This window comes from Streptomyces sp. NPDC037410, from assembly GCF_055602235.1.
Map to the genome: position 1 here is coordinate 70,376 of NZ_JBVJWR010000004.1, position 12,536 is coordinate 82,911.

General features: G+C 68.9%; 13 protein-coding genes. 4 read left to right on the forward strand and 9 right to left on the reverse strand.

What is annotated here, in order from left to right; genetic code table 11:
* The first annotated feature begins 124 nt into the window (after positions 1-124).
* Positions 125-1,090 carry a thioredoxin-disulfide reductase gene (gene trxB / locus ACZ7HT_RS07865; RefSeq protein WP_471161292.1) on the forward strand — a complete coding sequence of 322 codons (966 nt, stop codon included), beginning with the start codon at positions 125-127 and terminating at the stop codon, positions 1,088-1,090.
* Between the two features lie 44 nt (positions 1,091-1,134).
* On the forward strand, positions 1,135-1,476 hold the full coding sequence (gene trxA, locus ACZ7HT_RS07870; RefSeq protein WP_471161295.1) for a thioredoxin: 342 nt from the start codon (positions 1,135-1,137) through the stop codon (positions 1,474-1,476).
* 71 nt (positions 1,477-1,547) lie between these two features.
* On the opposite strand, the gene ACZ7HT_RS07875 is transcribed toward trxA, so the two are convergent.
* The 9 genes from ACZ7HT_RS07875 to rpmH all read right to left on the reverse strand — a co-directional run bounded on the left by ACZ7HT_RS07875 (position 1,548) and on the right by rpmH (position 8,206).
* Positions 1,548-2,165, reverse strand: a complete 618-nt coding sequence (locus tag ACZ7HT_RS07875; protein ID WP_471161298.1) for a GNAT family N-acetyltransferase — start codon at positions 2,163-2,165, stop codon at positions 1,548-1,550.
* Between the two features lie 155 nt (positions 2,166-2,320).
* Positions 2,321-3,349: a ParB/RepB/Spo0J family partition protein gene (locus ACZ7HT_RS07880; protein ID WP_471161300.1), complete on the reverse strand. Its 1,029-nt coding sequence runs from the start codon at positions 3,347-3,349 to the stop codon at positions 2,321-2,323.
* A complete protein-coding gene (locus tag ACZ7HT_RS07885; protein WP_471161303.1) occupies positions 3,346-4,422 on the reverse strand; it encodes a ParA family protein in 1,077 nt (358 codons plus the stop codon). The genes ACZ7HT_RS07880 and ACZ7HT_RS07885 overlap by 4 nt, the downstream gene beginning before the upstream one ends.
* 236 nt (positions 4,423-4,658) lie before the next feature.
* Positions 4,659-5,375 carry a 16S rRNA (guanine(527)-N(7))-methyltransferase RsmG gene (gene rsmG, locus ACZ7HT_RS07890; RefSeq protein WP_471161305.1) on the reverse strand — a complete coding sequence of 239 codons (717 nt, stop codon included), beginning with the start codon at positions 5,373-5,375 and terminating at the stop codon, positions 4,659-4,661.
* A gap of 118 nt (positions 5,376-5,493) precedes the next feature.
* Positions 5,494-6,006 carry a Jag family protein gene (locus tag ACZ7HT_RS07895; protein WP_471161308.1) on the reverse strand — a complete coding sequence of 171 codons (513 nt, stop codon included), beginning with the start codon at positions 6,004-6,006 and terminating at the stop codon, positions 5,494-5,496.
* Positions 6,007-6,035: 29 nt separating this feature from the next.
* Positions 6,036-7,349, reverse strand: coding sequence for a membrane protein insertase YidC (gene yidC, locus ACZ7HT_RS07900; RefSeq protein ID WP_471161311.1), 1,314 nt, complete (start codon positions 7,347-7,349; stop codon positions 6,036-6,038).
* A gap of 3 nt (positions 7,350-7,352) precedes the next feature.
* On the reverse strand, positions 7,353-7,679 hold the full coding sequence (gene yidD / locus ACZ7HT_RS07905; protein WP_471161313.1) for a membrane protein insertion efficiency factor YidD: 327 nt from the start codon (positions 7,677-7,679) through the stop codon (positions 7,353-7,355).
* Positions 7,676-8,047, reverse strand: coding sequence for a ribonuclease P protein component (gene rnpA / locus ACZ7HT_RS07910; protein ID WP_116159988.1), 372 nt, complete (start codon positions 8,045-8,047; stop codon positions 7,676-7,678). Before rnpA ends, yidD begins: the two co-directional genes overlap by 4 nt.
* Positions 8,048-8,068: 21 nt before the next feature.
* Complete coding sequence (gene rpmH, locus ACZ7HT_RS07915) at positions 8,069-8,206, reverse strand: 50S ribosomal protein L34 (RefSeq protein WP_060891143.1); 138 nt, start codon at positions 8,204-8,206, stop codon at positions 8,069-8,071.
* A 397-nt stretch (positions 8,207-8,603) separates the two neighbouring features.
* On the opposite strand from rpmH, the gene dnaA reads away from it, so the two are divergent.
* Together dnaA and dnaN are read left to right on the forward strand one after the other, a co-directional pair.
* Positions 8,604-10,385: a chromosomal replication initiator protein DnaA gene (gene dnaA / locus ACZ7HT_RS07920; protein ID WP_471161316.1), complete on the forward strand. Its 1,782-nt coding sequence runs from the start codon at positions 8,604-8,606 to the stop codon at positions 10,383-10,385.
* Positions 10,386-11,203: 818 nt separating this feature from the next.
* The gene (dnaN, locus tag ACZ7HT_RS07925; RefSeq protein ID WP_189804961.1) at positions 11,204-12,334 is read left to right on the forward strand and encodes a DNA polymerase III subunit beta; all 1,131 of its coding nucleotides are present in this window, start codon (positions 11,204-11,206) and stop codon (positions 12,332-12,334) included.
* The last annotated feature ends 202 nt before the right edge of the window (positions 12,335-12,536 follow it).

The window sequence follows — 12,536 nt, forward strand, 5'->3', positions numbered from 1 at the left end:
GCACGAGCTTGTGCCGCGCGGCAATCTCGGGAATGCACGCCCCTTAGGATCCGTTGGGTGGGGTGAGAGCGACGACAAGCGCCCCCGTAGGCAGTGGCAGTCTGCAGAGACGAGGAAGAAACCCGTGAGCGACGTCCGTAACGTGATCATCATCGGCTCCGGTCCCGCGGGTTACACCGCCGCGCTCTACACGGCCCGAGCGTCGCTGAACCCCCTGGTCTTCGAGGGTGCCGTCACCGCTGGTGGCGCCCTCATGAACACCACCGAGGTCGAGAACTTCCCCGGCTTCCGTGACGGGATCATGGGCCCGGACCTGATGGACAACATGCGGGCCCAGGCCGAGCGCTTCGGCGCCGAGCTGGTCCCCGACGACGTCATCGCCGTGGACCTGACCGGTGAGATCAAGACCGTCACCGACACCGCCGGCACCGTGCACCGCGCGAAGGCCGTGATCGTCACCACCGGCTCCCAGCACCGCAAGCTCGGCCTCCCCAACGAGGACGCGCTCTCCGGCCGCGGTGTCTCCTGGTGCGCCACCTGCGACGGGTTCTTCTTCAAGGACCAGGACATCGCCGTCGTCGGCGGCGGCGACACCGCGATCGAGGAGGCCACCTTCCTCTCGCGCTTCGCCAAGTCCGTCACGATCGTCCACCGCCGGGACACCCTGCGCGCCTCCAAGGCCATGCAGGAGCGCGCCTTCGCCGACCCGAAGATCTCGTTCGCCTGGGACAGCGAGGTCGCCGAGATCCACGGCGAGCAGAAGCTCAGCGGTCTGACCCTGCGCGACACGAAGACCGGCGAGACCCGCGAGCTCCCCGTCACCGGCCTCTTCATCGCCGTCGGCCACGACCCGCGCACCGAGCTCTTCAAGGGCCAGCTGGACCTGGACGACGAGGGCTACCTCAAGGTCGCCGCGCCGTCGACGCGCACGAACCTCACAGGTGTCTTCGGCGCCGGTGACGTCGTCGACCACACCTACCGCCAGGCCATCACGGCCGCCGGTACCGGTTGCTCCGCCGCGCTCGACGCCGAGCGCTTCCTGGCCGCCCTCGCCGACAGCGAGAAGCTGGCCGAGACCCCCGCGGTCTGACCCCCGTCTTTCCTCACGACAACCCCGCGAATAAGGAGGCCGCCGTGGCCGGCGCCCTGAAGAACGTGACCGACGCAAACTTCGACGAGGTCGTCCTCAACAGCGACAAGCCCGTCCTGGTGGACTTCTGGGCTGCCTGGTGCGGCCCGTGCCGTCAGATCGCCCCGTCGCTGGAGGCCATCGCCAAGGAGCAGGACGCCGTCGAGATCGTGAAGCTCAACATCGACGAGAACCCGGCCACGGCTGCCAAGTACGGCGTCATGTCCATCCCGACGCTCAACGTCTACCAGGGCGGCGAGGTCGTGAAGACCATCGTCGGCGCCAAGCCGAAGGCCGCCATCCTGCGCGACCTGGACCCCTTCATCGGCGACGCGTCCAAGGCCTGACACCCGCCGCTTGTTTCACGTGAAACGGCCCGTCCCCGTCAGGGGGCGGGCCGTTTCCCATGTCTCCGGAGCTACAGGGGCCGCAGGATGGGCTCCTTCTGCACGGCGCCGAGCAGGCGGTCCAGGGCCATTTCGACGTCCTCCTTCCAGGAGAGCGTCGTCCTGAGCTCCAGCCTCAGCCGGGGGAAGGCATGGTGCGGGCGGACGGTCTTGAAGCCCACCGCGAGGAGATGCTCGGCCGGCAGCACACAGGCCGGCTCCTTCCACCGGGCGTCCCCGAACGCCTCGATCGCCTTGAAGCCCCGCCGCATCACGTCCTTGGCCACGGTCTGCACCATCACCCGCCCCAGGCCCTGCCCCTGATACCCCGGCATGATCCACGCCGTCATCAACTGGACGGAGTCCGCCGCCACGGGGCTCGTCGGGAAGGCCGTCGAACGCGGCACATAGGCCGGGGGAGCGTAGAGGACGTAACCGACCGGCACCTCGTCGACATAGACCACCCGGCCGCAGGAACCCCACTCCAGGAGAACGGCCGAGATCCAGGCCTCCTTCTCCAGCTCCGGGCGGCCCGCCTTCACCGCCGCCTCGCCGCTGACCGGGTCGAGCTCCCAGAACACACAGGAGCGACACCGCTTGGGCAGATCCGGAAGGTTGTCCAGCGTGAGCGGTACGAGCCGACGCCCCACGGCAGCTCCTCGTTTCCCTTGCCATCGAGCACGGATACGCCTCTCGGAATCGTATCGATCGGGCGATCGGGGCGATACCGCTCACAGGCAAAGGGCGGGCCGTGTTCCGGTGAAGACCGGAGCACGGCCCGCCCTCGGCGGCCTCGGCGAGGAGGTCAGCCCTCGGCGTTCCTGCGGTCCATGACCCGCCCCTCGCCGGGGGCCAGGGTCGTGAGGATCCGCTCCAGATCGTCCATCGAGGCGAACTCGACGACGATCTTGCCCTTCTTCTGCCCCAGGTCGACCTTCACCCGCGTCTCGAAGCGGTCCGAGAGCCGGGAGGCGAGGTCCGTGAGCGCGGGCGAGACCCGGGCACCGGCACGCGGGCCCTTCGGCTTGACCGCCGACGCCGGCTCCTCGGAGCCCATGAGGCTCACGATCTCCTCGACGCTCCGCACCGAGAGGCCTTCGGAGACGATCCGGTACGCCAGCTTGTCCTGGGCGTCCGGGTCCTCCACGCCGAGCAGGGCCCGCGCATGGCCGGCGGAGAGCACTCCGGCGGCGACCCGGCGCTGCACCGGAAGGGAGAGCCGCAGCAGACGCAGCGTGTTGGAGATCTGCGGGCGGGACCGCCCGATCCGCTCCGCGAGCTGGTCGTGCGTGCAGCCGAAGTCCTTCAGCAGCTGCTCGTAGGCGTGGGCCTCCTCGATCGCGTTCAGCTGGGCCCGGTGGAGGTTCTCCAGGAGCGCGTCCAGGAGCATCTTCTCGTCGTCGGTGTCCCGGACGATCGCCGGAATCCGCTCCAGACCGGCCGTCGTCGAAGCCCGCAGACGACGCTCGCCCATGACGAGCTCGTAGCGGTCGGCCTCGATCTTGCGCACGACCACGGGCTGGAGCAGACCGACCTCCTTGATGGAGGTGACGAGCTCCGCCAGCGCGTCCTCGTCGAAGACCTCACGGGGCTGGTGCCGGTTGGGGACGATCGCGTCGATCGGCAGCTCGGTGAAGTAGGCGCCGACCGGAGGCTCCGGCAGAGCCACCGGCGCCGGTTCGTTCCACGCCGGGCTCGACTCCGGGGCCTGCGGGCTCTGCGGCAGCGTCGCCAGCTTCGCGGCGGCCACGCCTCGCTCCACCTGCCGTTCCTGGGGAGCAGCGGGGATCAGCGCACCGAGTCCACGCCCCAACCCCCTACGTCGCTCACTCACTGGATCCCCTCCGACATGCTGCGCTGGTTGTTCTGGTGCCCGACATGGGCGTGCTGCGGGTCGTAGTGCACGGCGACCCCCCGCAGGGCGATCTCACGGGCCGCTTCGAGATACGACAGGGCGCCGCTGGAGCCCGGGTCGTAGGTGAGGACCGTCTGGCCGTAGCTCGGCGCCTCCGAGATGCGGACGGACCGCGGAATGCTGGTCCGCAGCACCTCCTCGGCGAAGTGGGTGCGCACCTCGTCGGCGACCTGGGAGGCGAGCCTCGTCCTGCCGTCGTACATGGTGAGCAGAATCGTCGAGACGTGGAGTGCCGGGTTGAGGTGCCCTCGCACCAGCTCGACGTTCCGCAGGAGCTGCCCGAGCCCCTCCAGCGCGTAGTACTCGCACTGGATCGGGATCAGGACCTCCGCGCCCGCCACCATGGCGTTGACCGTGAGGAGGCCGAGCGAGGGCGGGCAGTCGATCAGGATGTAGTCCAGCGGCTGCTCATAGGCCTGGATCGCACGCTGCAGGCGGCTCTCACGCGCCACCAGGGACACCAGCTCGATCTCCGCACCGGCGAGATCGATGGTGGCGGGGGCGCAGAACAGGCCCTCGACGTCCTTGACCGGCTGCACCACACCGGAGAGCGGCTTGCTGTCCACCAGGACGTCGTAGATCGAAGGGACCTCGGCGTGGTGGTCGATGCCGAGCGCCGTGGAGGCGTTGCCCTGCGGGTCCAGGTCGATGACCAGGACACGAGCGCCGTGCAGCGCCAGGGAGGCGGCAAGGTTGACCGTCGTGGTCGTCTTGCCGACGCCGCCCTTCTGGTTGGCGACCACCATGACGCGCGTCTGGGCCGGGCGGGGAAGTCCCTCACCGGCACGACCCAGCGCCTCTACTGCCAGCTGGGCAGCACGACCGATGGGGGTGTCGTCCATCGGGGGCGGTGTTTCACGTGAAACATCCTCCCCCACCGATTCGGTTCGGGGACCGGGGACCGGATCGGTCATCGGTCCCGCGATGTTGGCGTCGGACCGCAAGGATTCACTCTCCTCGGCTTCAGGCTCGCGATGAGGAGAGCCTGCCATGCTTTCGGGGTCGTGAACCAGCGAGGTAGGTGGTTCTGTGGGTGAATCCACCTCTGTGGACAACTCCGTAACCCTCACGGGTGGCTTCACGCGGGGTCTACGGTCCCGGGGCGTGGCAGCCGCGCGACCGCGGCTGATGATCCCCTGCAGCAGGGAGCGACGTTTCACGTGAAACACGATGCCTCTGCCGCCCGGCCGGGACCGTTCGACACTCCGAAATGGTACGTATGGGACGCTCAGCGGCGCCGGCGGGTCTTGCTCGTCCGTGCGGCCTTGGCCCGCTTGGCCGCGAACCGCACACCGCCGGGGCTCTCCCCGACCTCCACCCGCACGACCGTGGAGAGCGGATCGACGATGCCCTCGCCCACCTGGAGCACCGAGGCCTCCACCACACCGAGCCGGGAGAGCGCGGCGCGAGCACCGTCGATCTCCTCCTGTGCCGTGTCGCCCTTGAGCGCCAGCATCTCTCCGTACGGTCGCAGCAGGGGAACGCCCCAGCCGGCCAGCCGGTCGAGGGGGGCCACCGCGCGGGCGGTCACCACGTGCACCGGCGTGATCTTGCCAAGCATCTCCTCCGCACGCCCCCTGACCACGGTGACGTGGTCGAGGCCGAGCAGCTCGACGACCTCCTGGAGGAAGTTCGTCCGGCGCAGGAGCGGCTCCAGGAGCGTGATCTTCAGATCGGGCCGGACCAGGGCCAGGGGGATACCCGGCAGCCCGGCGCCCGAGCCCACGTCGCAGACGGTCACACCCTCGGGGACGACCTCCGAGAGGACGGCGCAGTTCAGCAGGTGACGCTCCCAGAGACGCGGGACCTCGCGCGGGCCGATCAGGCCGCGCTTCACACCCGCGTCCGCGAGCAGCTCCGCGTACCGCACGGCCTCCGGGAAGTACTCACCGAAGACTGTCCGCGCCTGCTCCGGCGCCTCGGGGAGCTCCGCTGCCTCCGTCACGGGAACCGTCCTTCCGTACCGCACGCCTCGCGTGCGCGCGCACTGTGGTGGCTGAGTATCAAGGCTGACAAAGATCGGCCCCGCCTGCGAGCAGACGGGGCCGAGACTACGTGAGGGGTCAGGCCGGGAGCACGACGACGAAGCGCTGCGGCTCCTCGCCCTCGGACTCGCTGCGCAGACCGGCGGCGGCGATCGCGTCGTGCACGACCTTGCGCTCGAACGGCGTCATCGGGTCCAGCTTGACCGGCTGGCCGGTGGACTTCACCTCGGTGGCGGCCTTGGCGCCCAGCTCGGCGAGCTCGGCGCGCTTCTTGGCCCGGAAGCCGGCGATGTCGAGCATCAGGCGGCTGCGGTCACCGGTCTCGCGGTGCACGGCGAGACGGGTCAGCTCCTGGAGGGCCTCCAGGACCTCGCCGTCGCGGCCCACGAGCTTCTGCAGGTCGCGGCTGCTGGAGTCGCTGATGATCGAGACCGCGGCCCGGTCCGCCTCGACGTCCATGTCGATGTCGCCGTCGAGGTCGGCGATGTCGAGCAGGCCCTCGAGGTAGTCGGCCGCGATCTCACCCTCCTGCTCCAGGCGGGTCAGGGTGTCGCCACCCTCGGCGGCGGCGGAGGTGGTGCCTTCCGTCACGGATGGACTCCTTCTTGCTTCGTGGAGGCTTACTTCTTGGAGGACGGGTGCTTGGGCCGCTGCTGGCCCTTGCGCTGCCCCTGGCCGGACTTGCCCTGTCGGGAGCCACCGGAGTTGGCACGGCTGCCGCGCTGAGGCTGGTCGCCCTGCGCCTCGCCCTTGGCCTCGGTCGCGGCCGGACCCTCGGGCTTCTTCTCGAGCGAGGTGGTCGCCTCTTCGGCGGCCTGCTCGGAGCCTTCCTCGGAGTCCTTCGCCGCGGGGTGCGGGGCTGCGGCGGCCTGGCGCTGGGCCTTGGTCTGGCGCTTGGGCTGCTGACGCCTGGCGGCGGCGCCCTCCGCCTCGGCCACGATCGTGTCGCTCTTGATCACGGTGCCGTCCGCCTGGGCGGCGAAGCCGGCCTTGGACAGGCCCACGAAGAAGCGGCGCTCGTTCTCGTTGCGGTCGCCGCCCTTGGCGACGATGACCTTGACGATGTTCTTCCGCCGACGGCCCTTGACCTCACCGCTGTGCGTGACGCTCTTCAGCAGGCGCTGGAGGTAGGCGTCCTGGGCCTTGCTGCCCGGGGTCGGGTTCTGGTTGATCACGTACATCTGCTGGCCCATGGTCCACACGTTGGTGGTCAGCCAGTAGACGAGGACACCGACGGGGAAGTTGATGCCCATGCCGGCGAAGATCAGCGGGAAGATGTACATGAGCATCTTCTGCTGCTGCATGTACGGGGTCTTCACCGAGAGGTCGACGTTCTTCATCATCAGCTGGCGCTGGGTGAAGAACTGCGAGGCCGACATCATGACGATCATGATCGCGGTGACGATCCGGACGTCGGTCAGCGAGGCACCGAGGGCCTCGACCTTCTCGGCGCTGTCCGTGAACTTCGCGGCCAGCGGCGCACCGAAGATGTGGGCCTGACGGGCGCTGGCGAGCAGGTCCTGGTTGATGACACCGATCGTCTGACCGTTGGCGATGCTGGAGAGCACGCGGTACAGGGCGAAGAAGAACGGCGACTGCGCCAGGATGGGAAGGCACGAGGAGAGCGGGTTGGTGCCCGTCTCCTTGTACAGCTTCATCATCTCTTCGGACTGACGCTGCTTGTCGCTCTTGTAGCGCTCCTGGATCGCCTTCATCTTCGGCTGGAGCGCCTGCATGTTCCGCGTCGACTTGATCTGCTTCACGAAAAGCGGGATCAGGCAGATACGGATCAGCACCACCAGGGACACGATGGACAGTCCCCAGGCCCAGCCCGTGTCGGGGCCGAAGATCGCCCCGTACATCGAATGGAACTGGACGATCACCCAGGAGACGGGTGTGGTGATGAAGCTGAACAGACTGGCAATCGTGTCCACTAATCAGGCTCCTTGAGCATTGGGCGAGGTCTCGGCGGCCGGGCTCGTCTCGGCGGGGGACCCGCCCTTGTCGCCGCGCAGCGCGTTCCGCAGCATCTCGTGCCAGCGGGGGTGCCTGCGCGGGGGGACGTGATCCACGCCGCCGGGCGACCACGGGTTGCACCGCAGGATGCGCCAGGCGGTCAGGGCCGTGCCCTTGATCGCGCCATGCCGGTCGATGGCCGTGAATCCGTAGTGGGAACACGACGGGTAGTACCGGCAGACGGGGCCCAGAAGAGGGCTGATCGTCCACTGGTACAGCTTGATGAGAGCCAGCAGCGGGTACTTCATCGCGCGCCCCCTCCCAGCAGCCGCTGGAGAGCGGCGTCCAGGTCTCGGGCCAGCTGTGCGTGGTCGGCGTCGCCGGCTCCGGGCAACGCCCGTACGACCACCAGGCTACCGGGGGGCAGCGCGGCAATGCGGTCGCGGACGAGATGGCGCAGGCGTCGCTTCACCTGGTTGCGTACCACCGCACCGCCAACGGCCTTGCTCACGACGAAACCCGCACGCGTCGGGGGAGCGCTCTCCCCAGGCGCGTGCGGGTCCGTTGCACCGCTGCGTAGGTGGACGACGAGGAGCGGGCGACCAGCCCGGCGACCTCGGCGTACCGCGGTTGCGAAGTCCTCGCGCCGCCTCAGCCGATTCTCGGTAGGCAGCACGTCATGACCTGATTAAGAGAATCAGGCGGACAGGCTCGAGCGACCCTTGGAACGGCGGTTCGCCAGGATGGCGCGGCCGGCGCGGGTACGCATGCGCAGGCGGAAGCCGTGGGTCTTCGCGCGACGACGGTTGTTCGGCTGGAAGGTGCGCTTGCTCACTCGGGGGCTCCAGAAATGATTCGTAGATGGCGGGACATCGCCTGGCTGTCACCGTGCGCCCACGAGTAGCTCGCAATACGCCCGAGTGCACCGCTACACGATCACTGACCGTGATCTTTGCCCATCGGAGGCAGGCGGCAGCAGCCATCGACAACTCGACCTGGGTACGGTACGCGCGGCTACGCCATCCGGTCAAACCGACTTGTCGCCACCTCCCATTGTGCACAGGCTGTGGACAACAACTTGAACCACGTCATCCGCCCCGACTACCGTGGACGGCCTCCACAATCTTTTTCCGTTCTGTCCTCACCTGTCCCGGGCGGACCCGTCCTCACGGACTCCGCCCCACCGTCCCCGAGAACCACACCATCGTGGGACCTGCGAGAAAGCGTGCCCTGTGGCTGACGTACCTGCCGATCTTGCCGCAGTGTGGCCACGCGTCCTCGAGCAGCTCCTCGCCGAGGGCCAGCAGGGCATCGAGCCCAAGGACAAGCAGTGGATCGAGCGCTGCCAGCCGCTCGCCCTGGTCGCCGACACCGCTCTGCTCGCCGTGCCCAACGAGTGGGGGAAGCGGGTCCTGGAGGGCCGGCTCGCCCCGCTGATCAGCGAGACGCTGAGCCGTGAGTGCGGCCGGCCGATCCGGATCGCGATCACCGTCGACGACTCCGTCGGCGAGCCGACGCCGCCGGCACCCCCGGTGCAGCAGCCCCGCTACGACGAGCGCGCGCAGCCCGAGCCGTACGAGAAGTACGACGGCTACGGCCACCGGCCGATGCCCGACGACGGGCTGCCCACCGCACGCCCCGCCTATCCGGACTACCAGCAGCAGCGGCCCGAGCCCGGTGCCTGGCCGCGCACCCAGGAGGACCTCTCCTGGCAGCAGCCGCGGCTCGGCGGCTACCAGGAGCGCGCCCCGTACACCGGTCCGAGCGGCCCGTCGGGTCCTGATCAGTCCCGGCCGAGCCGTTACGACGAGCCCGCCCGCGGATACGAGCAGCGGCCCGAGCGGGCCGAGCTGCCCGACCCGCAGAACCACGGTCCCCGTCCCGGTCCCCGCCCCGGCGGCCCGGTCCCCGGTCCCGGCGGGGTGCCGGGCGGCGGTCCCGGCTCCTCCTCCGGGCAGGGCGCGGGCGCCCCGGGCGAGCAGCACGCGCGGCTGAACCCCAAGTACCTCTTCGACACCTTCGTCATCGGTTCCTCGAACCGGTTCGCGCACGCGGCCGCCGTCGCGGTCGCCGAGGCGCCGGCGAAGGCGTACAACCCGCTCTTCATCTACGGGGAGTCGGGCCTCGGCAAGACCCACCTGCTGCACGCGATCGGACACTACGCGCGGAGCCTCTACCCGGGCACGCGCGTGCGGTACGTGAGCTCCGAGGAGTTCACCAACGAGTTCATCAACTCGATCCGCGACGGCAAGGGCGACGCGTTCCGCAAGCGCTACCGCGATGTGGACATCCTGCTGGTCGACGACATCCAGTTCCTGGCGAGCAAGGAGTCGACGCAGGAGGAGTTCTTCCACACCTTCAACACGCTCCACAACGCCAACAAGCAGATCGTGCTGTCCTCGGACCGGCCGCCCAAGCAGCTGGTGACCCTGGAGGACCGGCTCCGCAACCGCTTCGAGTGGGGCCTCACCACCGATGTGCAGCCGCCGGAGCTGGAGACGCGCATCGCGATCCTCCGCAAGAAGGCGGTGCAGGAGCAGCTCAACGCCCCGCCGGAGGTACTGGAGTTCATCGCCTCCCGGATCTCGCGGAACATCCGTGAGCTGGAGGGCGCGCTGATCCGGGTGACGGCCTTCGCGAGCCTCAACCGGCAGCCGGTGGACCTCGGACTGACCGAGATCGTCCTCAAGGACCTGATCCCCGGGGGCGAGGACAGCTCGCCGGAGATCACCGCTCCCGCGATCATGGCGGCCACGGCCGACTACTTCGGTCTGACGGTGGAGGACCTCTGTGGATCCTCGCGCAGCCGCGTCCTGGTGACGGCCCGGCAGATCGCCATGTACCTGTGCCGTGAGCTGACGGACCTGTCGCTGCCGAAGATCGGCGCGCAGTTCGGCGGCCGCGACCACACGACGGTGATGCACGCGGACCGGAAGATCCGTGCCCTGATGGCGGAGCGGCGCTCCATCTACAACCAGGTCACCGAGCTCACCAACCGCATCAAGAACGGCTGAGCCGGCCGCTGAGACCCCTCCGAAGGGCGCTCCGGGACACCTCCCGGGGCGCCCTTCGGCGTTCCCGGCTCTCCCCGGCCGTCCCCCACCGCCCCTGCCGTGTTCGATTACTCCGTTCCGGTGGCAGGTTCTCCACAGATTGGGGGATGATCTCCCGTCCACAGGGTGGGGACTGTCGAGTTATCCGGAACGTGTCCACAGGCAGGCCTGGTGACAGACCATCACCCCAGGTCAGACCCTTGTGGAATTGTTGGCAAACGATCTCCACAGCCTGTGGATGAATCTTTCGTCCACAGGGGGCCCGGAAGGTTGTCCACCGGCTGCCCACAGGGAGGGGTCGGTTGCCCACAGCTTCTCCACACCGCTGTCCACTGTTCGGCAACGAAACACCCCCGCTCACCGGCCCGAGTGAAAGCCGTCACACCAAGGGAGACGTTTGGGCTGTGGGGAACCTGGGGAAAGCTGGGGACAGCGCTGGGGAGAACTCCCCATGGCCTGTGTACCGGCTGTGCAGAACTTTCGGGTGTCCACAGAACACCCCAGTTGTCCACCGGTTCCACCCACAGGCTCGGTGGACAAAAAACTGGGCCTGACCTGCGAAAACGACGTTATCCACCGTTTCCACAGGCCCTACTACTACTCCCACATAGAGTTAGCCCGGAATTCGCTTCGAAGTGGGACCTGTGCACAACTCGGCGCCGGAGCCTCGACGCGCTCTCGTCTCGACTTGACCCCGAGCAGCACCGAGTGTCTGCGGCGTACGTCAGACTGGTTCCCGCAGTCGACGAAGAGCCAGCAACAAGCAGGAGGCGGTTCCGGTGAAGATCCGGGTGGAGCGCGACGTACTTGCCGAGGCGGTGGCCTGGGTGGCCCGCAGCCTCCCGGCCCGTCCGCCGGCGCCCGTGCTCGCGGGCCTTCTCCTGAAGGCCGAGGACGGCGCCCTGAGCTTCTCGAGCTTCGACTACGAGGTCTCGGCGCGGGTCTCGGTCGAGGCCGAGGTGGAGGAGGACGGCACCGTCCTCGTCTCCGGCCGCCTGCTCGCCGACATCTGCCGCGCCCTCCCCAACCGTCCGGTGGAGATCTCCACAGACGGTGTACGGGCGACCGTGGTCTGCGGCTCCTCCCGCTTCACCCTCCACACCCTGCCTGTGGAGGAGTACCCGGCGCTTCCCGAGATGCCCACCGCGACCGGCACCGTCCCCGGTGAGGTCTTCGCCTCCGCCGCCGCGCAGGTGGCCATCGCCGCCGGCCGTGACGACACGCTGCCCGTCCTCACCGGTGTGCGCATCGAGATCGAGGGCGACACGGTCACCCTGGCCTCCACCGACCGCTACCGCTTCGCGGTCCGCGAGTTCCTGTGGAAGCCGGAGTCCCCGGACGCCTCCGCGGTCGCCCTGGTGCCCGCGAAGACCCTCCTGGACACCGCCAAGGCGCTCACCAGCGGCGACACGGTGACCCTGGCGCTCTCGGGCTCCGGCAAGGGCGAGGGCCTCATCGGCTTCGAGGGCGCGGGCCGCCGCACCACCACCCGCCTCCTGGAGGGCGACCTCCCGAAGTACCGGACGCTCTTCCCGACCGAGTTCAACTCGATCGCGGTGATCGAGACCGCCCCCTTCGTGGAGGCCGTGAAGCGTGTGGCCCTGGTGGCCGAGCGCAACACCCCGGTCCGGCTCAGCTTCGAGCAGGGCGTGCTGATCCTGGAGGCCGGCTCCAGCGACGACGCACAGGCTGTGGAGCGTGTGGACGCCCAGCTGGACGGCGACGACATCTCGATCGCCTTCAACCCGACCTTCCTTCTCGACGGCCTGAGCGCGATCGACTCCCCGGTCGCCCAGCTCTCCTTCACGACCTCCACGAAGCCGGCGCTGCTGAGCGGCAAGCCCGCGCTCGACGCCGAGGCGGACGAGGCCTACAAGTACCTGATCATGCCGGTGCGGCTGAGCGGCTGAGACCCTCTGCCGGGGGTCCGGGGGTCGTCCCCCGGGTATCGCAGTATGCCGGTCCGACTGTCCGGTTGATCTCGTTCCGGGGGTCCGGGGACCGCCCCCGGGAGGACACGGCCGGGGGCATCGCCTGAGCGGCTGACCCCACAGGTGTGCACCGGGGTCCGGGCGTAGGCTCGGACCCGGGTAAACCGCACACGACGCTTAA

Coding starts and splice junctions, on each gene's coding strand:
- ACZ7HT_RS07885 (WP_471161303.1), bottom strand. CDS start 4,422: ATGGCAGGCTCTCCTCATCGCGAGCCTGAAGCCGAGGAGAGTGAATCC.
- yidD (WP_471161313.1), bottom strand. CDS start 7,679: ATGAAGTACCCGCTGCTGGCTCTCATCAAGCTGTACCAGTGGACGATC.